We start from the raw sequence: 24,895 nt of genomic DNA, 5'->3' as shown, positions 1-24,895 counted from the left end.
CTCTAAACAATAGAGTGAAGTCTCCCTCCTTTTTAAAGGAGGGATTAAGGGAGGATTAAAGGGAAGAACACATGAAAAACGCTTATATCATCGATGCTATCCGTACCCCATTCGGTCGTTATGCGGGCGGATTAGCTCCAGTACGTGCTGATGACTTGGGAGCGATTCCAATTCAGGCTTTGATGCAACGCAACCCAAGTGTCGATTGGCAGCAAGTCGATGATGTGATCTATGGCTGTGCCAATCAGGCAGGTGAAGACAACCGTAATGTGGGACGTATGTCGGCACTATTGGCAGGCTTACCTTATCAAGTGCCCGCCACCACAGTGAACCGTTTGTGTGGTTCGTCACTGGATGCCATTGCCATGGCTGCCCGTGCGATTAAAGCCAATGAAGCAGACCTGATTATTGCGGGTGGTGTGGAAAGTATGAGCCGTGCGCCCTATGTGATGGGCAAAGCTGACAGCGCCTTTGGCCGTAGTCAAAAGATTGAAGATACCACCATGGGCTGGCGTTTTATCAATCCAAAACTGAAAGAGCTGTATGGTGTCGACAGCATGCCGCAAACCGCGGAAAACGTGGCGGAACAATTCAACATTAATCGTGCCGATCAAGATCAGTTTGCTTTAAACAGCCAGCAACGTACTGCAACTGCACAAGCCAAGGGCTTCTTCGCCAATGAAATCGTGCCTGTGACGATTCCACAGCGTAAGGGTGATGCAGTTGTGGTAGAACGTGATGAGCATCCACGTGCATCAACGACTTTAGAAGCACTAACCAAACTCAAAGGTGTGATCAAAGTAGAAGGCGCAGTGACAGCAGGCAATGCGTCTGGAATTAACGATGGCGCTGCTGCCTTGCTCATTGCTTCGGATCAAGCGGTGGAAAAATATCAATTAAAACCCCGTGCCAAAATCATTGCTGCGACTACAGTTGGTGTTGAACCACGCATTATGGGTTTTGCACCTGCACCTGCCATCAAGAAATTACTGAAACAGGCCAATCTCACTCTAGAACAGATGGATGTGATTGAACTAAACGAAGCTTTTGCGGCACAAGCTTTAGCGGTGACCCGTGATTTAGGCTTAAGTGATGATGATGCACGAATCAACCCGAATGGTGGTGCGATTGCTTTGGGGCATCCTTTAGGTGCCTCAGGTGCGCGTTTGGTGACAACGGCCTTGAATCAACTTGAACAGATCAAAGGTCAGTACGCCCTGTGTTCGATGTGTATCGGCGTTGGTCAAGGTATTGCATTGATTATTGAACGTATCGAACAGAATTAAGGAATAGTGAATGTCAGTTTTTCAATCTGCGGATGCACAGATCAACTATCAAACCTTTGGCGATCCCAGCTCCCCTGCACTGGTGTTTTCCAACTCTTTGGGCACCAACTACGGCATGTGGCAAAAGCAGTTCAATTATTTTAAAGAACGATTTTATGTGATTTGTTATGACACACGCGGTCATGGTTCATCTTCAACGCCAACAGGCCCATATACCCTGCAACAACTGGGGGAAGATGTGATTCGCCTACTCGATCATTTAAAGATTGAAAAAGCCAATTTCTGCGGTATTTCCATGGGCGGAATAACAGGTCAATGGCTGGCGATCCATTACCCAGAACGTTTTCAGCGTATGGTTGTGAGTAATACCGCTGCAAAAATTGGACAGGAACAAGCATGGCTGGATCGTGCTCAACTGGTTCGAAAGCAAGGTTTAGTTCCAATCGCTACCACAGCCGCTTCACGCTGGTTTACAGATCCCTTTATCCAAAGTCATCCTTCAGTTGTCAATAATCTGTGTAACGACTTAAGTGCTGGCAGCGCAAATGGTTATGCTAATTGTTGTGAGGCTTTGGCTAAGGCGGATGTCCGTGATCAACTCAAAGACATCCACATTCCAGTTTTGGTGATTGCAGGGATGCAAGACCCTGTCACCACAGTGGCAGATGGGCAATTGATGCAACAGCAGATACCACAATCGAAACTGGTCGAAATCAATGCCTCACATATTTCAAATATTGAGCAGGCAGAAAGCTTCAATCATATTTTAAAAGACTTTCTGACTGGCTAGCTGATAAATTGAAGCATTAAAAATGGCCATTTCAGGCCATTTTTTAGATCTGGTATAAAGTTAGTATCGAATCATCACTGATTTAAGCTCAGTATAATCTTCGATAAATGCATCAGAAAATTCACGACCTAGTCCTGATGCCTTCACGCCACCAAAAGGAACAGCAGGATCAAGAAAGGTATGCATATTGACCCAAACTGAGCCTGCTTCAATTTGCGGGATCAGCCGCAATGCTTTAGCCAAATCATTGGTCCAAATACTAGCCGTCAAACCAAAACGAGAGTGATTCATCATACGAATGAGTTCTTCATCACTTTCAAATGGAATAACATCCACCACAGGACCAAAAGTTTCTTCAATAAATAAAGGATCATCCACACCTTGGACCTTTAATAAAGTCGGCTCAACAAAATAACCGGTTCCTTGCAAAGCCTTACCACCACAAATCACTTGATCATTTTGATTGGCAAGATCGAGATAATGTTTGACCTTGTCAAAGTGTGGCTTATTGGAAAGTGGTCCAAACATGCTGGATTCATCCAGCGGCGAACCAATTTTTATCTGTTGAATTGCTCCTGTCAGCTTTTCTACAAATTCATCATATTTGGACTGATGCACAAAGAAACGCTCTGGTGCTGCACAGACCTGCCCCTGATGTACAAAAGTTGCCTGTAACAAGGTTGGTAAGATTTCCTCCAGATTGGCATCCGCTAAAATGGCTGCGGCATTTTTTCCCCCCAGTTCTAAACTAACACGGGTTAAATCATTACTCATCGCTTGCTTGCCAATTGCAATGCCTGTCGGTACAGAGCCAGTAAACGAGACTTTTTTAATATGATTGGCATTTATTAAATATTGACCTGTTTCCCCTGTTCCCGTTACCACATTAATTACACCTGCTGGAATCCCCGCTTCAATTGCAAGTTCAGCCAAACGCAATAATGACAAGGTGGTAAATTCACTTGGTTTTAATACAATAGTACAACCCGTGGTTAATGCTGAACCAATTTTCCAGCATCCAATCATCAGAGAAAAATTCCATGGCACAATCCCAGCCACCACGCCAACAGGTTGACGTATGCTATAGGCAGTATATTTTTCGCCATTCATGGATGGAAGAGAGGGCTGCATGGTTTGACCATGGATTTTAGTGGTCCATCCTGCAAAGTATCTTAAAAATACAGCAGTTTGGGCGACTTCCAGATGTCGAGCCAGATGAATCAATTTACCCGTGGTGAGTGTTTCAAGTTGAGCCAACTCTTCTGCATGTAATTCCACTAAATCGGCTAATTTATTCAGCTTTTGCCCACGTTCGTAGGGTGATGTATTGGCCCACGCATTTAGAAAAGCATCATGGGCACTATGAACTGCTGCATCCACATCCTGTTGATTACCAACTGCAATACTTGAAACAACCTGTTCCGTTGCAGGATTAATCAACTCGATTCGACGACGGTCTACCTCTACATGTTGGCCATGAATAAAGTGACCATGTTGGCGCTGTAAAAAAGTTTCAACGCTCGCTAAAATTTTTACTTCACTCATTTTATTGTCCTCGGTTCTATTTGGAAAGATCACTGATTTAGGCCCTTACCCAATCCATATTCAGTTCAGTGATTAAGAATAAAGTCGGCACCACGTTCACCAATCATGATCGCAATGGCGTTGGTATTTCCGCTTGGAACTTGTGGGCAAATGGAACAATCAATCACACGTAAATTCTGGAAACCATGAACTTTGAGGCTTTGGTCAGTCACTGAATCTCTTGGTGCATTGCCCATTTTGCAACTGCCCGCTGGGTGATAAACCGTTTTAATGTTTTGCCGCATCCATGTATCAATGGCTTCAATATTGTCAGGATCGAGATTTGCAGGTTCAATGACCTCTTTTACAATCGCTTTTAAGGCGGGTTGCTGTAATAAACGCAGTCCAGCCTGCACCGCCCGAATATTGGCATCAATATCCTCTTGATGACCTAAGTAGTTTGGATCAATGATTGGTAATGCATTTGGATCTTTGCTGCTTAAACGTAAGTATCCGCGTGCTTTTGGTTGTACATGACCAACTTTAATGGTAAGCCCATGTTCTTGGGCTGCCGCTTTTTCCCCAGGGGTGTTATCAAAATTATCCAGTACGGGTAAAAAATGAAACTGTACATCTGGTCGACCATTGTGATTGGTATCAATAAACCCACCCCCCTCTAAAATATTTGAGGTCAATAAACCTGAGCGGGTAAAACGCCATTGTAAAAAATGCCGCACTGCTTTTAAGCCCTGATCTTCCCCAAGCAAACTATTTTGAGTCGTTACTGTTGCATTGACCGACATATGCAAATGGTCATGGAAATTTTCGCCGACTGGTAGGTCTTGAATACATTGGATACCCAATTCATCTAAATGTTGTTTTGGACCAATCCCTGACAGTAATAACACCTTAGGACTGCCAATCGCCCCTGCACTGACAATCACTTCTTGAGCTGCATTTACAGTCACCGTTGGTTTGCCAGCGATGCTGAATGTCACGCCTGTTGCTTGATTGCCTTGAGTTTCAATTTTATGCACCAGTGCATCGGTAATGACAGTGAGATCTGGGTGATGCTCAACTGATTTTAAATAGGTTTTTGAGGTACTGGCTCTTTCACCCTTTTGTGTGGTGGTCTGATAAAACCCAACACCAGCCTGATCCCAACCATTGAAATCGTTGACATAGTGCATGCCCATTTGCTGACCTGCCTGAATACAAGCAAGGGTTAAAGGATGTCGGTAACGGTTTTCACTGACAGCTAAGATGCCATTTTGACCATGATATTCATCGGCAAGACTTTCATTTTTTTCTGCTTTTTTAAAGAATGGCAGCACATCTTGATAGGACCAATTGCTGCATCCCCATTCCGATGCCCATAAATCATAGTCCTGACGCTGTCCACGGCAGTACACCATACCATTGACTGAACTGCCACCACCCAAGACTTTGCCTTGTGCAAGGATCATTTCACGGTGATTACAGTGTTGTTGTGGAACCGTCATGTACGGCCACGATTTCTGTTGAAAGACCTTGATCACTGTCGCAGGAATGGTATGGAACAGACTGCTGTCTTTCGTCCCTGCTTCTAGCACCAGTACTCGTCCTGCATTGGCTTGTAATAAACGTGCTGCAACCACACAGCCCGCTGAACCAGCTCCAATAATGATATAGTCATATTCTGTGTTCATCATGCTTCCCTACGCATTAAACTCCATGACTAAGATTTGATCATTACTTACTCATCTTGTTCTTGTTTAAACGTGACAAACATGATGCACAATTGTGACATGTGCATGGTATTTAAAATAAATATCGTATTTAAATTTTCAGGCGATACTCTTTTGGCGTCAGTCCAATCATCTTACGAAACAATTTGGAAAAATGTGCACTGTCACCAAAGCCCCATTTCAAAGCAATTTCGGTGATCGACAAACTTTTATTTTTGCTATCTTTTAATTCATACTGAATTTTTTTAATGCGATGCATTTGAATAAATTTATGCACAGATTGCTGCTGATGTTCAAATATTCGATGTAAATGCCGAAGCGAAATCCCTAAATGATCTGCAATCATTTGTGCATTTAAACCCTGTTGGCCTAGGTGTTCGAAAATAAATCGTTCTGCTTTTATTTTGAGATGATCAACAATTTCAACATTTTTATAATTAATGGTTGGCTTAATCAGTGCAATCAAGGCATCTTCAAAAGCATTTTCATCCTCTTTTGCATACCAGAGTTCAATCTTTTCAGGTGACAGATTTTGCAGCATGCACTTCAATAAATGCCCACTCATATTGGAAGTAATCAGTTTGCCAAAATGGTCGACCGTAATACCTAGCCTGAACAATTTCTCCCGTGACAAATGAACTGACACATGACTAAACAGACCTTGTGGATACATATCAATCGTTTCATCTGGATCAAGTAATGCAATATCTCCTTCATTTAACTGAATACTTTGATCTTTATATGCAATACGCATCTTGCCTGTATATTGAATCACCAAGAAACAGAATCGATCTTTGACTCGATCAGGCATACCACTTTTCCGAGAAATATGACTGGCATTACTTTTGATAAATGCAACCTCGGTCTCACCCAATAAAAAAGACTTCACCTCACCAATAAATAAACTACGGTGTTTATCAAAAGCTGTCTCAAAATCACCGCAAACTTTTTGAATGCATTCAGTCCACTGCACCATTTCATTTTTTTGATCTTGATTCATATCCATTTCCCTCGGATAGATCGATTTAATCATATAGGTAAATTACACTGATCTCACTTTTCATTCAGTTAAAATATAGGGTGTCCTTCCCACAAATGACCGACAAATTCATATAAAAATTTGTCGGCAACTTAAAGCTTAAACAATCCCTGCAATATCCTTCAAAATTTTAATGAAAATCTCCTTCTCTTGGTCAGGATATTTTTCAAACACCTCATTTTGATGGCTATCGGCAATATCAAATAGATAATGTGCAGTTTTCTTGCCCTTTTCAGTGAGTTTAAAAAAGCCATCTGTTTCGATCAGCAAACCATCTTTTTTTAGGATCGATGCTGCCTGCTCCACTTCTCGCATCGGCATGGCAATATCACGTGGCAAATCTGCTTTATTGGATGCAGTACCGCTGCCCAGTACCAGCAATAAACGCGCCTCACTAGTACGGAACCCTGTCACTAACTGCTTGGGAATATAATCAGTTTGATAGAACTTAAATGCACGGCTCATCAAATAGCAGACATTGCTATATAAATGCCCTTGATGCATTTCACCAATATCTTCAGCTTCAACGGTGTCTTTTAACTGCAATAACGGATGTGGAATTACCCCCGAATAAGCCCCTTGGTGATACACCAGCGGACTACGCCCTTCATCACAAAAACGCACCACTTTACCAATAATGATCCAGTGATCCCCGCCTTCAATCACCTCATGGCGTTCACATTCAAATACCGCAGAACAGTGATCTAAAATCGGGGCTTGACCTGAACCGATTTGATAACTGGTACCTTCATATTTATCAATATTGCGGCGTGAAAATTTATTGGACAGCTCAATTTGTGAGCCTGATAAGATGTTGACTGCAAAATGCGTCGCTTGCTCAAACACAGGGAAACTGGACGAGTTCTTATCAATACTCCATAAGATCAACGGTGGATCTAGAGACACTGAATTAAAACTATTGGCGGTCACCCCGACCTTTTCACCCTGTTCATTTTGCGCAGTCACAATGGTGACGCCTGTGGCAAAATTGCCCAAAGCACGTCTGAACTGCATTGGATCTATTGTGATTTCATCCATTGATTTTAGTGAATTCATTCTTCTCTCCTGAATCTTTTGTCCTACTTGGGCCGTTCGCTGTACCTAAATCCCTTAAATATCCAGTACCAATCGGGCCGATTTGGAACGTGAACAGCACACCAATATCTGCTCATTACTGGCCTTTTCTTCATCGGTAAAATAGACATCGCGATGGTCAGGTTCGCCTTCGATCACATCGCACATACAGGTACCGCAAACGCCTTGTTCACATGACATTTCAATCTCAATGCCTTCACGTGCCAAGGCCTGTAAAATGGTTTCTTCAGCATCAACCAGAATGATCTTGCCACTTTGCTGCGCCACCACCTCAAAAGCATCACCGCCAGTTTCCACCTCAACCTGAAAATATTCCTTATGAATCTGCTGTTCAGGGAAATGTTGAGTGAGGGCTAGATTAATCACCCAATCCATAAAACCATTGGGGCCACAGGTATAAATATGGCTGTTTGGATCAATGTCCTGAATGGCGGATTGGAAAAACTCGCGGTGACTCGCCCCTTCCGATTTAAAATGGAAAGTGGTGAAAGGCGCTAAGATGCCATGTTTAATTTCATCGACAAAAGCACAACGTTCTGGGCTTGCGCCGCAGTAATGCAGTTCAAAAGAAGCCCCTTCCTGTGCCAATTGATAGGCCATGCTAATCAGTGGGGTAATCCCAATCCCCCCACCCACTAATACCGCATGTTTGGATTTGACCAGTGGAAATAGATTTTTCGGTTCGCTGACCTGAATCTGCATACCATCTTTTAAATCATCAAATGCCGACACTGAACCACCGCGTGATTCTGGATCACGTAAAATTCCAAGTCGGAACGTCCCGACATCATTTGGGTTCTGACATAATGAGTACTGACGCACCATGCCATTGGGCAGATGCACATCGATATGTGCACCTGCTTCAATTTTGGGTAAAACGGTCGAATTTGCAGATTCAAACTCCATGACTGCAACATTTCCACCTTCGACATGACGGTTTTTCACCACCACGTTATAAAGTATCGTCATGATTTCTCTCCCTGATATGCATCTCGCCGAAGGCTTAACGCATAAATAATCCACCGTTAATATCCCATGTTGCCCCAGTTACAAAAGCTGCACTTGGGCTGGCCAATAGCGCACAGGTTTCCGCAATAAATTCCATGCTTCCCAAAGCTTTGACGGGGATATTTTGAATAAATTGCGCCATTTTCTCGTCAGAGACCACGCTATGCACAATCGGTGATTCCATCGGTCCTGGGGCAATCGCATTCACTGTCACCCCTTTGGCGGCAAACTCTTTGGCAAAGATCTTGGTTAGGGTAATGATTGCACCTTTAGTAGAGGCATAATGTGCACCAGTGGCAGTACCGCCATTTTGTCCTGCCAAAGACGCCATGTTGACAATACGGCCATAGCCTTGATCGGCCATATATTTGCCAATGATCTGGCAAGACTGAAATGTGCCACGCTGATTCACTTGCGTGATCATGTCAAAATCCGCTGCACTAATCTCTAAAACCGGGGTTGCCTTGGTCATGGTGGCATTGTTAATCAATACATCCAGTTTCGAAAATTTCTGCTGAATCCACTGTACGGCGGCATGAAAATCCGCCTCAACCGAGATATCTAGTTTTAAGGCAGACATATTCTGTGCATGTGGACTACGTGCTTTGGCCTGCTCAGCCTTTTCTAAAGTGCTGGCAGAGACAATCACCTGATGTCCCTGTGCTGCAAAATACTCAGCAATGACATTCCCTAAACCCGAAGCAGCACCTGTGACTAATACAACCTGTTTCATTTTTTGCTCCTAAAGAATGTAGCTAATACCCGCCAAGGTATCGGTTGAGTTGACTAAATTGATAATTTTACGATTGATCTTGAAGCCTTGTTCCGCATCACGAACCAAATGGAAAGTTACATCAGCGGTATAGTGTTTGAGGTTTTCTTTACGGAATTCACGCAAGTTCTGTGCACAACGTAGAATGATTTCACCATCTTGATCTTTTACGATGCGGATACGCGAAACACTGCGCACGGTATTGGCTTTGGGCGCAGTTGAAATCGCCTCACCATTTTCCAAACGCTGTACCCGTAACTTCCGCATATGATGATCGTCATAGGCATAGTTCAAATTATTTTCATAATCGGTCAGTTTTGGATCAATCGGAATGATATAGACACCTTTTTCATTCCACAGATCCAGCCAAGTATCATGCTCAGAATGATCCAGCATATCGGCTTCTGCCCAGATAAAAGCGGTCACTTCATTCAGTAAATTTAAATCGATTTTCATGGCGCTCTCCTTAAGCCGTCATCATCTTTTTCCACTGCTGATAGGCAGCGCGCATCCCCGTTTCGGCACTGACATCGCTCTTTAAGCCATCTTCAGTTTTGACTTCACCAGGCAGGCCACGATTGAGCATGATCCACAGGTCATTGCCCGCATTGGCACCGTGTTGCACACGCTCCCATGCTTCCGAATCATCTGGGGTACCAAAACCAAATGGGCCTTGGAAATGTTCATGCAGACGCAAGCGATATTGATTGGCAATTTGTGGACCGCCATCCATGGTAATGACTGAATGGTGAATCTCAGTTTCGTTGACGGAAATCGGCTGCATCACGCGGAAGAACGCCATTGAACAGGCAATGTTCGGGAACAAATTCAAGTTGAAACCAGAACCACCGACTGCACGGACAATACGACGCACTTCCAGCTCTTCATGCCCTTCATCACGTAAGGCTTGCGCCAAGTCTTCAAAGCGTTCCTGAATCGGACGCTCCATTAATTCTTCATCCAGATCGACCAGTTCAGGAATCATCACCATGACACTGTGACCATTACCGAGGTCTTCGACATAACCTGGCTGATTTTCAAAGTTAAACAGTTCTTCAGTTTTTTCATCGACTGAACTTAAGAATGACTTGTGTACCAGTGGGAAATGATAGGCATCGGTGGTATTTTCCAACTGGATTTTCCAGTTACCCGGAAAACGGAAACGATGTTCACCCAAGACCTTGATTGGATAACCCGCACCTTGTTTCATAAACAAGTCAATCCATTTTTTCGCAGCACCCAAGAAATCATCTAAAGGTTCAATATCCTGCTTAAAGGTGGCGAAAATCATGCCGTTGTATTCTTCAACACGTAAGCTGATCAATGGAAACTCTGATTTATCCAGACATTCACCATAGCTTTCAGGTGAAGGCACACCACGTAATGAACCATCTAATGCATAGCTCCAGCCATGATAGGGACAGACAAAACTGTTGGTTTTACCTTTTTTATGTTCACACACTGTTGCAGCACGATGGCGGCAACGATTCAGCAAGACATGCACTTTCTTCTTGCGATCACGTACCACCACCACAGGTTGTTTACCAATATTGATGGTTTTATAGCTGCCTGCATCTGGGATTTCACTGGCATGCGCCACCCAGACCCATGTGCTGTAATAAATCTTTTCCATCTCATCTTCAAAGATTTTTTCGTCCTTATACAATGAGGTATGCGCACGATCACTTTGCACTAAGCTACTGTAATCCATCTCAATATTCTGCATTGGAATAATACTGCTGTTCATATCCACGATCCTTTTCGGTCTATCCATTGGTTATTGCTGAGACGGCACTGGCAATACGGCTGTGCTGTCCCAGTGAGATACAGGGCGACTAAAAATATTTTCAGTCTGAAAATGTTTGATCTTCCAACGTCCATCCTGTTGCTGTTTAAACTGCACCGTGAGTTTGGCGGCATTTAAATGGCTACGACCATCACGGAAAGTTGAGGTCTGCAACATCATCCAACTGGCATTGGCTTGATCGGCTTCGATATACATTTGTTCGGAACTAACAAAATGCGCATTCATGACAAAATGTGATTGCTGTTGGGTATAACTTTTGAACATGTCATAAATGGCTTGCCAAGACGCATAACAGCCAAAAGACTGGGCATATTTCTCGCCAATGCCTTCCCAAATGCTGTCTTGATCAAATAAATCCATCAATTCATTCAGGTCGGTATCAGCATTCAAGGCATCACAAATTTCCATATAACGGTTAATGCAATTACGGATCGCATTTTGAGCTTCAAGCTGTTGCAAGCGTTGTAACAGTTCCGTTATATCCATTTGCGCATTCATGTCATTCATCCTTGTTGCCGCACGAGTTGATAAAATCTGGCTTATAAATAACCGGGTGCTGGCTTCATACCGAAGCTGACCAGTCCAGCATTTTGCAAAGTGGCGTCCCCCATAAAGGCATGCTGGGTCACTACATTGGTATCATTCACAAAACGGCTAAACGGGTTATGGGTATAAATCGCGGTCATCCCTGCCAACATCTGGATTTTGCGGGTCACACGTGCACAAACCCGTGCCACATGGGTACAAGACAAACGCATATCACTGATCTGTTCCGCGCTTGGGGTACGTCCTGCCAGTACTTCATTCCAAACAATCTGCATGGTGTCGTAGAACCAGACGCGTGCCGCCTTAAACTCTGCTTCGACTTGTGCAAATTCATATTGCGTCACTGGACGACTGGCAATTTCAGCACCACCCGTAATTGAAGACTTGCCCGGTGCCAATTTTTGAAATTCTTCAATCGCTGCGGCTGCGACACCAATCCCCACCACGGTTAAGACCTGAGTGGCTAAAGATAAAGATGGATATTTAAAAAATGGTTCAGGCAGTTTTGAAGGTTCACCACGAACAAAAGTCCATTCCTTCGCTACCAGCACCTCTTTCACCACCAGATCATGACTGCCTGTACCCTTCAAACCAACCGTATCCCAAGTCATATCAATCTGGGCTTTATTGGCTGGCATGACCGCCATACGTGGTAAACCTTGGGCTTCATTGTCCTTTTGTGGTGAAATCCCAACACCGACAATATCTGCACCCATACAGCCACTGGAAAATTTCCAGCGCCCACTCACCACCACGCCATCATCGGTAATTTCGGCAGGTTGTGGCGGGAAAATTCCGCCTGCAAATACGATGTCTGGACTGTCTTTATACAATTGCTCAAGTGTTGCTTCTGGCAAACTGCCCAAATAGGCTGGACTCATACCAAAACTTGCGACCCAACCCACGGAACCATCAGCTTTGGACAGTTGCTCGATCAATTCACAGAACTGTTTGGGTGACCATTCATTGCCACCAAAACGTTTAGGTACTAAAGCTCGATAGACACCAACCTGTTTCAGCTTTTCAATCATGTCTTGACTAACATAAGCTTGGTTATCGAACTCTCCCTTACAGGCACGTTCACGAATTTCCTGACACAAGCGCTCTAATTCCGTTGTGGTTGTGTCCATTACACATTCCTTTATCGATAAGTTATTCATTCCCTCATTCCTTTTCGGTTATTGCGCTGCACTCACGATATATGTCGCAACAGCACACAGATATTCATCGGCATTGTGTTTTGCCACGATTTGTAAACCCACAGGTTGACCCTGTTCAGTTTGCAGCGGGATTGAAATTGCAGGGTGTCCAGACAGGTTAAAAGGCCGAACCAAACCCGTTAGATTTAAAAAAGCCACCGTATTTTCAGCCTCTGCGACCTTAGGCGGTAACTGCGGTAAAGTCGGTAAAATCAAAGCGTCGTATTGATCGAGCAAGGCATCAATCTCAGCAGTGAAACTTGCTTTTACCTGCTCAGCCTGCTCGACTTGCGCCAAAGTGGTAGCAGCAGCCTTGAGTAAACGAGCATTGACATCTGTGCCAAGTAAGCCTGTTTCCGTTAACTCGCCATAGGCCTGCCAGTTTTCGTAATTGATGATCTGCATGCCTGCATCAAACGCAGCGTCAAAACCTTTCACCGTCACATGGATGGGTTGTAAATCAGCCTGAGCAAGATAGTGTTGGATGCACTCAGCCACAGTAGAATCCGCTTGTACATCCAGCCAAGCCAGTTTCGGTGCCTGAGTCAATGCGGCATGTTGCTGAAAAGTTGGATCAATAATCTGCATTGCGGTTTCAATCATGTCGATTGAATTTGCAAAGGGGCCAACGCAATCCAATGAACTGGTTGCTGGATGTACGCCTGCACGGCTGACACGGCCAAAGCTTGGTTTTAAACCAAAAACACCACAACATGCCGCAGGCATACGAATGGAACCACCTGTATCTGTGCCTAAGGTGAAATCAGCCAGACCTGCTGCAACTGCCGCTGCTGAACCACTTGAAGAACCACCTGGAATCAGTTCTGGATATTTTGGATTCGTGGCCGTACCAAACACATGATTAATGCCTGTGATGCCAAAAGCCAGTTCGTGCAGATTGGTCTTTGCAGTAATTTGACAATCAGCAGCGAGAATACGATCCACCACGTCCGCGTTTATGCTTGCAGGTTGGCTGTGCATTAAGGCTTTGCTACCTGCCATGGTTTGTATGCCTTGAATATCGATGGAATCCTTGACCATGACTTTCAAAGCACCTGTACCTTTTTGTACCTCTTGTACAATAATATTCATTCACTTTTCCATGTATTTTTATACTTAATACAAATATCGGAAAAAGTAATGTAATTGTCAAGTATTTTTAGATACGAAGAATCAAGAAAATGTTTCTAATTTTTGTATAATGCTGGGTGTCCATTTTTATAAAAGTAATGACTTGGCTATGCTTACTCATTTAGAACAATTTCTACCCAACAATGAACCGAGCAGCTTACAGAGCTATCCTTTTTTCTGGATCTCGCAAGTGAATGGTAAATACACACAACTTATTGAAAAATCAATTAAAAAATTAGGTATCGACAATACACGTCGTAAAATTATTTTAAGTACCAATGCGCTCGAACAAGCCAGTATCACCGAGATTGCCAACCTTTCTACCCTCAAGCTGACCACAGCAACCAAAGCCATTTACCGTCTGGTCGAAGATGATATTGTGCAAGTATTCTCATCTGAATCAGATGAACGTATTTCAATGGTGAAACTCACTGACAAGGGGAAAGAAATGGTTGAGCAAATTAACCAAATTAGTCAGGTCACTTTATCTGGGATTCTCAATGCCTTTGATGATGCTGAACTGCATCAGCTTAATGGTCAATTGAAAAAGCTGTTTGATTTAATGCCCTCAAGTTAAGGCAACAACAAAAGCCCATGTCTTTGCAGAGATGGGCAAAAGTGCGGACCAAGCTAATTACTGATTTAAAATATTAAACGGCGGCTTAAGCTGATTTGCGGCAATCCGATCTGAAAAAGTATGCAAAACCTGTTGCTTATAGGCAGGAATATCGACCTGCTGATAGTCATAAAAGCCCTGCTGCTCGCGTAGGCCATTGCGTTGCTGTCGCATATTTTCGGCAATAATTTCAGGTGTTCGATAACGATCACCTAACTCTTTTTGTAAATATTGCGAGGCATAGTACAGGATATCGCCACCACCCCAATCAATAAATTCCAGTAAGCCCAATACCGAAAAGCGTAAACCAAAACCTGTCCGAATCGCGATATCAATATCCTCCGCCGAGGCTACACCTTCTTCCACCATCCGCGCCGCTTCATTCATTGCCAAGGCCTGAATCCGTGGCACGATATAGCCTGCTTTGGCATGACACACCACAGGAACTTTCCCAATCAACTGTAAAAAGCTTTTCAGTTGCGCAACCACGCGCTCAGAAGTTTGCTCTGAACGACTTAATTCCACCAGTGGAATGAGATAGGCAGGATTCAGCCAGTGTGCATTCAACACCCGTTCTGGATGTGAAATCATCTCTGCAATATCAGTGACCAGAAAAGTAGAGGTAGTCGATGCCACAATGCAGTGGGGTGAAATAAATTGATCTAACCAAGCAAAAATTTCCTGTTTGACCTGTTTCACTTCTGGCACGGCTTCCATTACAAGCTCACAGCCTGCTAAGCGCTGTACAGAGCCAGCTCGACTCAGAATCGTAATCTGATCCAAAATAAAAAGCTGTTGTTCAGGCTGAATAAATTGAATCTGTTCAAGTAACCCTAACTCCTGCTGCAAATCAGCTTGAATCTGGCTCTGATATTGCCCGAACTCAACTTCACTACGCTCTCTGGCATCAATCAAATCAACTTTCAGTCCTGCATAGGCAAAGGCTATCGCAATCGCTTTGCCCATTCGCCCAGCACCCAATACCGCAACCTGTTGAATTGTGTTCATCCTAGACCCCTTGCTGCAAAATCACGTGCAACTCGGCTTTGCTTTTCTCTGCCAATCCTAGGCTCTCAAAAGTCCGACCCTGCTGATATAGGTCTTTGCCAGTCACCGCAGCAGCAATATTTAATAATCCTTCTGCTACAGGGGTAGCCACCCCCACCCAACGCCCGACCGAAACCAGAAAGGATAATCCCAGACGCGTATCTTCCAGCATATAGCGATGTGACTGCAGGTCGATGTCTTCACGCCAGTCACCACTATCGGTTAATTTGCCATGTGCACCGCGTCCATACATCCACTCCTTACCTTCACCCTCTTTGTTGTAGTGATCGGCTAAAGGGAAATGCGGTGCAGCATAGCCGAGTGCTTCCCGAACTTGCATACGTTCTGCATCCAACTGATTGGTGACACGGCGGATTGAGGGCTGTGTACCCTCATGATGAATATCCCAAGCTTCAAAATGTTCCAGCGGTCCAGCATTCATCAAAATCAATGGTGGATGAATAATTGGCCCTGCATTCATCAAAGCACCGCTGAGGCTGTCTTCAATCGGTTCTACACTTGGATAAGCCTGTTTGATAACTTGAAATGCATGTTCAGACAAGACATTTGGAAAAACCCCAGTCGGTAAACGGGTCGCATAACCACTGACCACAATCTGATTGACCCCATGCTTACGTACCAAATACGGTAAGGTCCCAGTTTCGGCAAAAGCCACTTGGGCATTGTTAGCGGCCTCGCGCATGGCCTTGGCAAAGATAAAGCTGCCAAAGGTCGCAGGTGGTAAATACACCACTTGTCCTGCTTGAAAAAACGGCGCCGCCTGCTTGGCCAAATCCTGATGCGTGGTGGCAGGCAAAGGAATAATGACCAGCTCCGCATGCTGAATGGCTTTTTCTAAATGATCCGAGAGATTAATCTGGCTGTTCTCAAAGCCAACACTCACTGAGCGCTCACCCTGATAATCTTTGATCTTAAGCTCGCCCGTTGCGGCAAGCTGCTGCAAAGCTTCTCTATCACGACGCCATAACACCACCTCGTGGCCTTTTTCTGCCATTTCCACCGCTGCGGCATAACATCCGTGTCCACCACCGAGTACTGTAATTTTCATGTGCGCTCCTGCTGATTGATTTGTCATTCAGCATAGAACGATCACAGCCTGATGGCTTATCCAAATGCGCAGTGAATATTCCATTTACGCACGCATTTGACTGACTGGCGCAGCATCTTTTTTGAGGGTGTACGATGGCAGACAACCATAGCGTTTCTTATATAGGCTGGAGAAATGCCCAAAACTTTGGATGCCATGATCCAGTAAAATATCGGTGACAGTTTCATCTGCCTGTGCATGCTGCAAAGCCCAATGCACCCGCTCCAAGCGTTGCTCACGAATATACTCCACTGGGCTTTGCTGTAGATACTGGCTAAAGCCTTTTTGCAAGGTTCTTATCGACACCTCGCAATACTGACCTAGATCAGACAATGAAATGGCCTGTTGTACATGTTCTCGAATATATTGCTGTGCTCTTTTCATATAACTTGGTAGCAGCTGTTGTCGTTGAGCATTCAAGCGTTCGGTATAATTATTCGGAATTTTCAACAAAATAAGTTCAATCAAATACTGGCTAAAACTGGCTGAAATAAAGCTCCAGTTCTGAATATGATAATAGGCATGACACAGATAATTCAGCGTTTCAATGATCGCATCCATCCCTTCCGCGCTACATGACAAAGATGGATCAAAACGCAGGGGGTCTTGGCTACAATGCCCCAACATGTTAAACAGCTGAGTCTCGATATCCTGCTGTGCCAATTTTAAAATAATATTACGGCAATGCTGATTGGTAATGATCTGCTGTCGCGTATGCGGATGAGTCACTGACATCACCCCAACCGATTGCATGATTTTGTGCTGATCAAATCCAATCTGGCATTGTCCTTCCAGTGTGATTCGAAATAAATAAAAGTCGGCGCTATCCTCAATGTTGATCATGACGGGCGCACTATATTTCAGATCATACAAAGCACCACGACCAAAACTAAAACCGTTTAATCGAGTATTCAATGGCTCATGTGTCTCGACATCAAAGCGATGTGGGCAGAGGTAGTGACTGATTCGATCTTTAATGGTTTGATAATCATTAGATTTAAATAATAACAACTCATCCAGATAATGCAGATGATCCAATTTCAAAGTTGTTTGCATCATTTCACTCCCTTGTGATGAATCAATCAAAGCAAGCACAAAGCCCATTACAATGAATGGGCCTGTGATCTACTCAGTGCAGCATCAAATCAAGATGCATGTTCCTGCTGCATACTGTCACTAAATGCCTGACAGCCTTTTTTCAATAGGATAAAAGCCAGCACACAAGAAATCGTACCCACAATCGACAGTGACATACCAACCATGAGTGGATTTTCAAACACCTTATCGGTAATCAAGGCCACCAATGTGGTGCCAATTCCAACGGCAACCAAATTACTGATCAATAGGAATACCGCTGAGATTTGTGCGCGTAACTGGTTCGGCGCCAACATTTGCATAGCCGTGGTTGAAATCGGCATTGGGAATGAAGCAAAGAACATCGCAGGCACTAAAAACACTACCGATAACCATAACTCATTCACCTGAGTAAAAATCATCATCGGAATAATTAAGCCCGCAATCCCAATCACGCCAGTAATCATCGGCGCATCTTTACGGCCTTTTTGAATAAACCAGTCATTCAGCCAACCCGCACAAAATACGCCTAGAATATTGGCCACCAGTAACACACTCCCGAGCATATAGCCCGCTTCAGTTGGCGTGAGACCAAACTTGCGCATATAAAATGCAGGCGACCAACTGATCAGGCAATACAAGGCCATCGCGTAAAAAGTAAAACCTAAGTAGTGACATTTGAAGGTGCGACCATGCTTTTTAATAAACTTGAATGCATCCTTCATACTGGTTTTTTCGACTTGCCCCTGTGCATTGAGACGCTGACCTTTACGTTGTGGTTCTCTCACTGTGAGTAAAACCAATAAACCAATAAAGACACCCGGCAGACCCACAATAATAAAGGCCGCTTGCCATGCTTTAAGCGCACCAAAAACTGGAACCATGATGCTATCCATATTTTTGAGCAAACCAATCACATAGCCGCCGACCAGAAAAGCGATCCCGCCGCCGACAAAAGAGCCAATCGAATAAACCGCAACAGCGCGTCCAAGCTTATCCTTGCTAAACATATCGCTGAACATTGAATAGGCGGCTGGAGACAACGCGGCTTCACCTACTCCGACGCCCATGCGACTCAAAAATAGTTGCAGAAAGTTTTTACTCAGACCACAAAATGCCGTTGCAATACTCCAAAAGACCACCCCGATGGCAATAATTTTTGGACGGGAGAAACGATCTGCCAGATATGCCAAGGGTAGGCCCATAAAGGCATAAAACAGGGAAAATGCTAAACCGTGTAATAAACTAAATTGCGTGTCCGAAAGCCCGAGATCCGCTTTAATCGGCTCGATCATCAGCGCGAGGATTTGTCGATCAATAAATGAAAAGATATAAGCCAACATGCACAGTAGTACCACATACCATGCATAGAGATTTGATTGAGCTGGTTTCGGCTCAGTAGATTGCGTATCCATTTTGCTTCCTTGTCCATGTCTTTTTTCTAATGCGTCTTCTTATTGGAGACCACACGACCAGAATCCATTTCCTGTTCTGTCTTCAATAAGGAAAATAATCCTTTTATATAATTATTATTTTTACATGGAATTTTCCATAATATTTCAGGTATAAAGTTATACCTTTTTTGCCATGATGGAAAACCTGTGCTGCATAAAATATCCCTAAATTCAATATAAACAAATGATAAAATGCATGTTTTTATGATAAAAATGAACAATTATAAAAAATTCAGGTTTAAATTAATTTAAAATTATATTGAATTTTACATTTAATTTTGATTTAAAATAAACTGAGATCATTAGTTTCAATGGAAAAGGATATGGCACTCATTAAAGAACAAGCAATCGAAAGCATTCATAGCATGCATGTCTTGATTGAAAACATTTTTAGTGGCAAACATGCAGAACAAGACCTTGCCCTGCTGATTGATTATTTTGCGGATCATTTTGAAATGGTCGGTGCGGCTGGAAAACAGTTTTCACTCGAACAAGTGAAAGGTCTATTTGCCAATAATCAAGGTAAAATGCCTGATATCCAGATTGAAATCTATGACGAACAAGTTTTGATGCAAAAGCCCGATGCGATTGTTTTGACCTATACCGAAAAGCATACCAAAGCGTCTGGTGTTCTGATTCGACGCTCATGCGCATTGATTGAAGAAATTAACGGAAAAATGGTCTGGAGTTATTTGCAAGAAACATTTTTACCCTAAAAATTGAGCAAGCAACAAAGCTCTTGTCACAACAGGAGCTTTATTGTTTATTTGAGCCATCCCATTCAGTAACGATCTCTTTTCTACTGAATCTATCGCTGTATCACACCACCTCCCTAAGCTATTTCACTTCTAGAAAATACGGGCAGATAAACGCTCAGATGATTTACATGAACTATAAATACTTATGGCATTGTTCCGCTAAAATCAAAGCTGAAAAAGTGATGTCGCTGATTTTTCTCATCAGAAACATATCTTCTTCCAAAGTATGATCTTGGCTCACAGTTCTGCGCGAGCACAGTCAACTGGGTGACTCAATAAAGAAAGACAGGATAAATCGTTTTATGGAAAAACCTATCGAATGCCCTAAATGTGGTTCAACAGAAATTGAAACACGTAATCATGACAAATTATTGAGAACTACGGGCGGTGTATTACTGACGGCCGCAGGTACAACTGCGGGTACAGTCGGTGGTGCTGCAGGTGGTGCCTCCATCGGTGCGGCAATTGGTACGGTTGCTGGGCCCTTAGGTGTGATTGTCGGTGGTACGGTAGGCACTTTTGTTGGTGCAATCAGTGCAGGAATCACAGGTGGTGTGGTTGGAAATATATTTGGGAAAAAAGCAGGTATCATGGTCGACAAAAATATTTTTCAGGACTATCGCTGTCTGAAATGCAAATATCGTTTTAAACTAAAGAAATAAACGCAGCCCTTTTCAAAATCAGGTCTGGAAAATATTTTTTCAGATCTGCCACCAAAAACCATCTAAAGCAGATTGACTCCCAATCAAAACGTCCAAAATAGGCAGCAATGATTTCTCAGATAAAAAAAATCCCAGACTCTTGGGGAAGAGAATGGGACTACGATATTAACTATCGCTAATAATGTAATTTATATCACATCTTAAGTATCAAAATACATATTAAGTCACACAAACAATACATAACTGTCTACCCAGCACTTTAAATGCTCCGAGCAAAAACAGACTTTAGAATAGGGGCTGAATCGTTATTCTCATTTCAAAACACTCGTTTTTCGTTCCTGCATAGGACTTTCATAAGTGGTTTGAGCAATCGGTGACACTCGCCAAATCACATCCCCGACATCATCAGCCACCAACAGTGCACCTGAAAAATCTATGGCCACACCGACTGGGCGTCCATAGGCTTGGCCTTTATCACTTAAAAAACCCGTCAATACATCTTGTGGTTCCCCAGCAGGTTGGCCACTTCTAAACGGTACAAAAATCACCTTATAGCCACTATGCGGTTTACGATTCCATGAACCATGCTGACCAATAAATGCGCCACCGCGATATTGTGGCATTAACTCAGTGGCATAGAATGCCAAGCCTAAAGATGCGGTATGATTTCCCAGCGCATAATCAGGTTTAAGCGCACGAGCGACCATATCTGGATTTTGTGGTTTTACTCGCGTGTCGAGATGCTGACCAAAATAACTATAGGGCCAACCATAAAATGCGCCATCTTTCACCGAGGTCATATAGTCAGGCACTAAATCACTGCCTAACTCATCACGCTCATTTACTACCGTCCAGAGCTGACCACCTTGAGGCTGCCAGCCCATGCCATTCGGGTTTCTGAGTCCTGTCGCAAAAGGCCTTGCTTTGCCAGTGGCAATGTCAAACTCCACAATCTGTGCTCGACCAACTTCTTGATCCAAGCCATTTTCAGCCGCATTACTATTGGAGCCAACAGAGATATATAGTTTTGTCCCTGCTGGGTTTGCAATCACATTCTTGGTCCAATGGTGATTGAGTTTTCCTGCGGGTAGATCCAAAACTTTCGTTCCCTGCGCCGTAATTTTTGTCGCGCCATCCTGATAAGGAAAACGCATCAAGGCATCGGTATTGGCGACATAGAGCATATTGCCGACCAAAGCCATACCAAAAGGAGAATTTAAATTTTCCAGAAAAACCGTATTTTTATCGGCAATCCCATCACCATTGAGATCACGCAATAAACGGATACGATTGGCACTAGGAAAAGATGCTCCAGCACGTTGCATCACCATTTTCGCAATTTTTCCACGAATCCCCTTCGTATCATCAGGCTTAGGTGGTGCATCGGTTTCAGCTACCAACACATCACCATTTGGTAATACATACAACCATCTTGGATGATCTAGCCCTTGGGCGTATGCCTGAACTTTTAAACCTTCTGCAGGCGTCGGCATTACCCCTTTAGGCCAACCCTTAGCTGGGGCAATATTGACGGTCGGGATTAAACTCGACTGCGGTTTGGGCAATACCGGTTGCTGGCCATAACTTGCTGAAATCGGATATTTAGATGCGGCGCTACAACCTGAAAGCACGAGAACAATACTGCTTCCCAATAGGGCGCATTTCAATTGAGGCAACATGATTAATCTCCTTTTTTATTGTTGTAATACAAGTAAGAGGATCTCGTCTATGTATGAACATGGTATTCGATATATGAGATAGATCAAACCCCAAAAGAATCTATCTCAGCTTTCATGATTTTTAAGTCTTTAAGGCACGTGCCTCAGCAATATTATGCTGCTCCACCAAAGTCCGAATGGTATATTCATGATTGGTTTTCTGATCACAGGCAAATTCACATTTCTGATCCAGTGGCAAAGCACTGCCACCAAGCAATGGACAGCCTGCAAACAGTTCCGCCACCCAGTCAACAAAGACTCTGACTTTGTGAGATAAATGGCGGCTCTGTAAATACACCACTGAAATCGGCATCGGTGCAGGCGTCCATTTTGGCAATACTTCTTTTAACGTTCCTGCCTCAAAATGATTGGTCAGCATGTAACGTGGACCTTGAATCAGACCAAAGCCTTGCAAGGCCAAATCGATATAAGCATCGCCATCATTAACAGACACTTGTCCATTGACACTGACACTTTGAATCAGGTCATCGACCACAAAATCCCAGTCAAAGTTGCGCCCTGTACGACTGGAAAAGAAATGAATGGCTTGATGATTTTTTTGTAAATCTTCAAGTGTCTTCGGTTCACCATATTTTTCTAAATAACATGCCGATGCTGCTGTTGCACATTGGAACGTACCAATACGGCGGGCAATCAAGCTCGAGTCCTGTAATTCTCCCACCCGAATCGCACAATCCACCGCCTCACCAACCAAGTCTACAGGACGATCATTCATGCCTATAACCAGATCAATATCGGGATAGCGGTTATGAAACTCTCGCAATCTTGGAATTAAAATCAAACGACCAATCGAGACAGGCACATCAATCCTTAGGCGCCCTCTTGGGCCTCGCTCCTCATCATGAAAGGACGCCTCAATATCTTCAACATCCGCCAGAATTCTCAGACTACGGTCATAATAGACTGCGCCATCGGGGGTTAAACTGAGCTTACGCGTGGTTCGATTCAGTAAGCGAACTTGTAAATGTTTTTCTAAAGCCTGAATGGTGGTGGTCACCGAAGCACGCGGTAGTCCCAGACTATCGGCAGCCAAACTAAAGCTGTTGGTTTCAACCACTTTATTAAAGACTCTCATTGCATGAAATAGATCCACACGCCCACTCCTCATTGTTGCATTTTTCTGTTTCACACAACAATTATTATAAAAATACGAATAGTGTTATCAAATTTAGTATATTTATTCGTAATTGACAAACTTTTATGCTCCTTTCATTCCATAAACCTGTTTCTCCCATACAGACCAAAACAAAAAGTCTGAAAACAGGGATTCAAATAACCAGGAGCATCCCATGTCACTTTCTCGCAAACAGCTGACGCTGTCTGCCGTCATTCTTGCTATTTTTGCAACGGGTGGCAGTTTTATTCTCTTCCAAGAAAATGCAGATGCGAAAGCCACTCCAACAGCAGGTGCACCGCCTGCTGCAACCGTTGATGTCGCCAGTGTGGTCAGTCAGACCATCACCGACTGGCAAGAATATTCAGGGCGGCTTGAAGCCATTGATCAGGTTGATGTTCGACCCCAAGTTTCCGGTAAACTGATTGCCGTTCACTTCAAAGATGGTAGCTTGGTCAACAAAGGAGATTTATTATTCACCATTGACCCACGTCCTTTTGAAGCAGAGCTGAATCGCGCCAAAGCGCAACTGGCTTCTGCGGAAGCACAAGTCACTTACTCTTCAGCAAATTTGGGCCGTAACCAGCGCTTAATTCAAAGTAACGCGATTGCCCATCAAGAGCTTGATCAAGCGGAAAATGAAGCACGTTCAGCCAATGCCAACTTGCAAGCCGCTAAAGCCGCTGTCGAAACTGCCCGTTTAAATCTGGAATATACTCGTATTACCGCCCCTGTCAGTGGACGTATTTCCCGTGCCGAAGTCACTGTGGGTAATGTGGTTTCCGCAGGCAATGGCGCCCAAGTCCTCACCAGTTTGGTTTCGGTGTCACGTCTGTATGCGTCTTTCGATGTTGATGAACAAACTTATCTAAAATACATCAGCAATCAACGCAATTCAGCCCAAGTGCCTGTCTATTTAGGTCTCGCCAATGAGTCTGGTTTTAGCCGTGAAGGTTATATCAGTTCGATCGACAATAATTTAAATACCACCTCAGGCACCATCCGTGTCCGCGCCACCTTTGATAATCCCAAAGGGGTGATGCTTCCTGGGCTGTATGCCCGTATTCGTCTGGGCGGTGGGCAACCTCGTGCAGCGATTCTGATTAGCCCAACGGCGATTGGTGTCGATCAAGACAAACGTTTTGTGGTGGTGGTCGATGCCAAAAACCAAACCGCATATCGTGAAGTTAAATTGGGTGCGCAACAAGATGGCTTGCAAATCATCAATAGCGGCCTGCAAGTGGGTGACCGAATCGTGGTCAATGGTTTGCAACGTATCCGTCCGGGTGATCCTGTCAGTCCACATCTGGTCCCTATGCCGAATCCTCAAATTATTGCCGATAACACAGTACAACAACCTCAGCCTACAGATAAAACCTCAACTTCGGCAAAAGGTTAA

23 protein-coding genes are annotated in these 24,895 nt (G+C 43.9%); 6 read left to right on the top strand and 17 right to left on the bottom strand.

The annotated features are described in order from the left end of the window. The first annotated feature begins 71 nt into the window (after positions 1 to 71). Positions 72 to 1,286, top strand: coding sequence for a 3-oxoadipyl-CoA thiolase (gene pcaF / locus V6E90_RS02210; protein ID WP_332604397.1), 1,215 nt, complete (start codon positions 72 to 74; stop codon positions 1,284 to 1,286). 10 nt (positions 1,287 to 1,296) lie between these two features. Continuing rightward, entirely contained in the window at positions 1,297 to 2,076 is a 780-nt protein-coding gene (pcaD, locus tag V6E90_RS02205; protein ID WP_332604396.1) for a 3-oxoadipate enol-lactonase, read from the top strand. Between the two features lie 60 nt (positions 2,077 to 2,136). On the opposite strand, the gene V6E90_RS02200 is transcribed toward pcaD, so the two are convergent. The 11 genes from V6E90_RS02200 to V6E90_RS02150 all read right to left on the bottom strand — a co-directional run bounded on the left by V6E90_RS02200 (position 2,137) and on the right by V6E90_RS02150 (position 13,885). Next, on the bottom strand, positions 2,137 to 3,621 hold the full coding sequence (locus V6E90_RS02200) for an aldehyde dehydrogenase family protein (protein ID WP_332604395.1): 1,485 nt from the start codon (positions 3,619 to 3,621) through the stop codon (positions 2,137 to 2,139). A 65-nt stretch (positions 3,622 to 3,686) separates the two neighbouring features. After that, positions 3,687 to 5,288: a GMC family oxidoreductase gene (locus tag V6E90_RS02195; protein ID WP_332604394.1), complete on the bottom strand. Its 1,602-nt coding sequence runs from the start codon at positions 5,286 to 5,288 to the stop codon at positions 3,687 to 3,689. A gap of 130 nt (positions 5,289 to 5,418) precedes the next feature. After that, positions 5,419 to 6,327 carry a transcriptional regulator FeaR gene (feaR, locus tag V6E90_RS02190; RefSeq protein ID WP_016541835.1) on the bottom strand — a complete coding sequence of 303 codons (909 nt, stop codon included), beginning with the start codon at positions 6,325 to 6,327 and terminating at the stop codon, positions 5,419 to 5,421. 138 nt (positions 6,328 to 6,465) lie between these two features. After that, entirely contained in the window at positions 6,466 to 7,422 is a 957-nt protein-coding gene (locus V6E90_RS02185; protein ID WP_332604393.1) for a p-hydroxyphenylacetate 3-hydroxylase reductase component, read from the bottom strand. A 54-nt stretch (positions 7,423 to 7,476) separates the two neighbouring features. Then, a complete protein-coding gene (locus tag V6E90_RS02180; protein ID WP_332604392.1) occupies positions 7,477 to 8,430 on the bottom strand; it encodes a PDR/VanB family oxidoreductase in 954 nt (317 codons plus the stop codon). Positions 8,431 to 8,464: 34 nt separating this feature from the next. Continuing rightward, positions 8,465 to 9,202, bottom strand: coding sequence for an SDR family NAD(P)-dependent oxidoreductase (locus V6E90_RS02175; RefSeq protein ID WP_065342549.1), 738 nt, complete (start codon positions 9,200 to 9,202; stop codon positions 8,465 to 8,467). A gap of 9 nt (positions 9,203 to 9,211) precedes the next feature. After that, positions 9,212 to 9,697 (bottom strand): aromatic-ring-hydroxylating dioxygenase subunit beta, encoded by a 486-nt coding sequence (locus V6E90_RS02170; protein ID WP_005238964.1) that lies wholly within the window; start codon positions 9,695 to 9,697, stop codon positions 9,212 to 9,214. A 10-nt stretch (positions 9,698 to 9,707) separates the two neighbouring features. Further along, the gene (locus V6E90_RS02165; RefSeq protein WP_016652772.1) at positions 9,708 to 10,988 is read right to left on the bottom strand and encodes an aromatic ring-hydroxylating oxygenase subunit alpha; all 1,281 of its coding nucleotides are present in this window, start codon (positions 10,986 to 10,988) and stop codon (positions 9,708 to 9,710) included. A gap of 30 nt (positions 10,989 to 11,018) precedes the next feature. Next, positions 11,019 to 11,546, bottom strand: coding sequence for a nuclear transport factor 2 family protein (locus tag V6E90_RS02160; RefSeq protein WP_332604391.1), 528 nt, complete (start codon positions 11,544 to 11,546; stop codon positions 11,019 to 11,021). 41 nt (positions 11,547 to 11,587) lie between these two features. Beyond that, entirely contained in the window at positions 11,588 to 12,754 is a 1,167-nt protein-coding gene (locus V6E90_RS02155) for an acyl-CoA dehydrogenase family protein (protein ID WP_332604390.1), read from the bottom strand. A gap of 18 nt (positions 12,755 to 12,772) precedes the next feature. After that, on the bottom strand, positions 12,773 to 13,885 hold the full coding sequence (locus V6E90_RS02150; protein WP_332604389.1) for an amidase: 1,113 nt from the start codon (positions 13,883 to 13,885) through the stop codon (positions 12,773 to 12,775). 148 nt (positions 13,886 to 14,033) lie between these two features. On the opposite strand from V6E90_RS02150, the gene V6E90_RS02145 reads away from it, so the two are divergent. Then, a complete protein-coding gene (locus V6E90_RS02145) occupies positions 14,034 to 14,501 on the top strand; it encodes a MarR family winged helix-turn-helix transcriptional regulator (protein ID WP_032860853.1) in 468 nt (155 codons plus the stop codon). Between the two features lie 57 nt (positions 14,502 to 14,558). On the opposite strand, the gene V6E90_RS02140 is transcribed toward V6E90_RS02145, so the two are convergent. The 4 genes from V6E90_RS02140 to V6E90_RS02125 all read right to left on the bottom strand — a co-directional run bounded on the left by V6E90_RS02140 (position 14,559) and on the right by V6E90_RS02125 (position 19,184). Next, positions 14,559 to 15,548 carry a 3-hydroxybutyryl-CoA dehydrogenase gene (locus V6E90_RS02140; RefSeq protein WP_332604388.1) on the bottom strand — a complete coding sequence of 330 codons (990 nt, stop codon included), beginning with the start codon at positions 15,546 to 15,548 and terminating at the stop codon, positions 14,559 to 14,561. Position 15,549: 1 nt separating this feature from the next. Next, positions 15,550 to 16,656 (bottom strand): NAD/NADP-dependent octopine/nopaline dehydrogenase family protein, encoded by a 1,107-nt coding sequence (locus V6E90_RS02135; RefSeq protein WP_332604387.1) that lies wholly within the window; start codon positions 16,654 to 16,656, stop codon positions 15,550 to 15,552. 84 nt (positions 16,657 to 16,740) lie between these two features. Next, positions 16,741 to 17,751: an AraC family transcriptional regulator gene (locus tag V6E90_RS02130; RefSeq protein ID WP_332604386.1), complete on the bottom strand. Its 1,011-nt coding sequence runs from the start codon at positions 17,749 to 17,751 to the stop codon at positions 16,741 to 16,743. 89 nt (positions 17,752 to 17,840) lie between these two features. Continuing rightward, a complete protein-coding gene (locus V6E90_RS02125) occupies positions 17,841 to 19,184 on the bottom strand; it encodes a spinster family MFS transporter (RefSeq protein WP_332604385.1) in 1,344 nt (447 codons plus the stop codon). A 362-nt stretch (positions 19,185 to 19,546) separates the two neighbouring features. Here V6E90_RS02125 and V6E90_RS02120 point away from each other — a divergent pair, with 362 nt between their 5' ends. Both V6E90_RS02120 and V6E90_RS02115 read left to right on the top strand, forming a co-directional pair. After that, positions 19,547 to 19,939 (top strand): hypothetical protein, encoded by a 393-nt coding sequence (locus tag V6E90_RS02120; protein ID WP_016660691.1) that lies wholly within the window; start codon positions 19,547 to 19,549, stop codon positions 19,937 to 19,939. 344 nt (positions 19,940 to 20,283) lie between these two features. Further along, complete coding sequence (locus V6E90_RS02115; protein WP_332604384.1) at positions 20,284 to 20,643, top strand: hypothetical protein; 360 nt, start codon at positions 20,284 to 20,286, stop codon at positions 20,641 to 20,643. Positions 20,644 to 20,954: 311 nt separating this feature from the next. Here V6E90_RS02115 and V6E90_RS02110 read toward each other — a convergent pair whose 3' ends face one another. Then, positions 20,955 to 22,322 (bottom strand): PQQ-dependent sugar dehydrogenase, encoded by a 1,368-nt coding sequence (locus tag V6E90_RS02110; RefSeq protein ID WP_065342559.1) that lies wholly within the window; start codon positions 22,320 to 22,322, stop codon positions 20,955 to 20,957. Positions 22,323 to 22,443: 121 nt separating this feature from the next. Further along, positions 22,444 to 23,475 (bottom strand): LysR family transcriptional regulator, encoded by a 1,032-nt coding sequence (locus V6E90_RS02105; protein ID WP_016541851.1) that lies wholly within the window; start codon positions 23,473 to 23,475, stop codon positions 22,444 to 22,446. A 196-nt stretch (positions 23,476 to 23,671) separates the two neighbouring features. Here V6E90_RS02105 and V6E90_RS02100 point away from each other — a divergent pair, with 196 nt between their 5' ends. Continuing rightward, positions 23,672 to 24,895, top strand: coding sequence for an efflux RND transporter periplasmic adaptor subunit (locus V6E90_RS02100; protein ID WP_332604383.1), 1,224 nt, complete (start codon positions 23,672 to 23,674; stop codon positions 24,893 to 24,895).

It is taken from the genome of Acinetobacter sp. ESBL14 (assembly GCF_036668815.1).
GTDB lineage: Bacteria > Pseudomonadota > Gammaproteobacteria > Pseudomonadales > Moraxellaceae > Acinetobacter > Acinetobacter gyllenbergii.
This window is presented reverse-complemented; position numbering and strand designations above follow the sequence as displayed.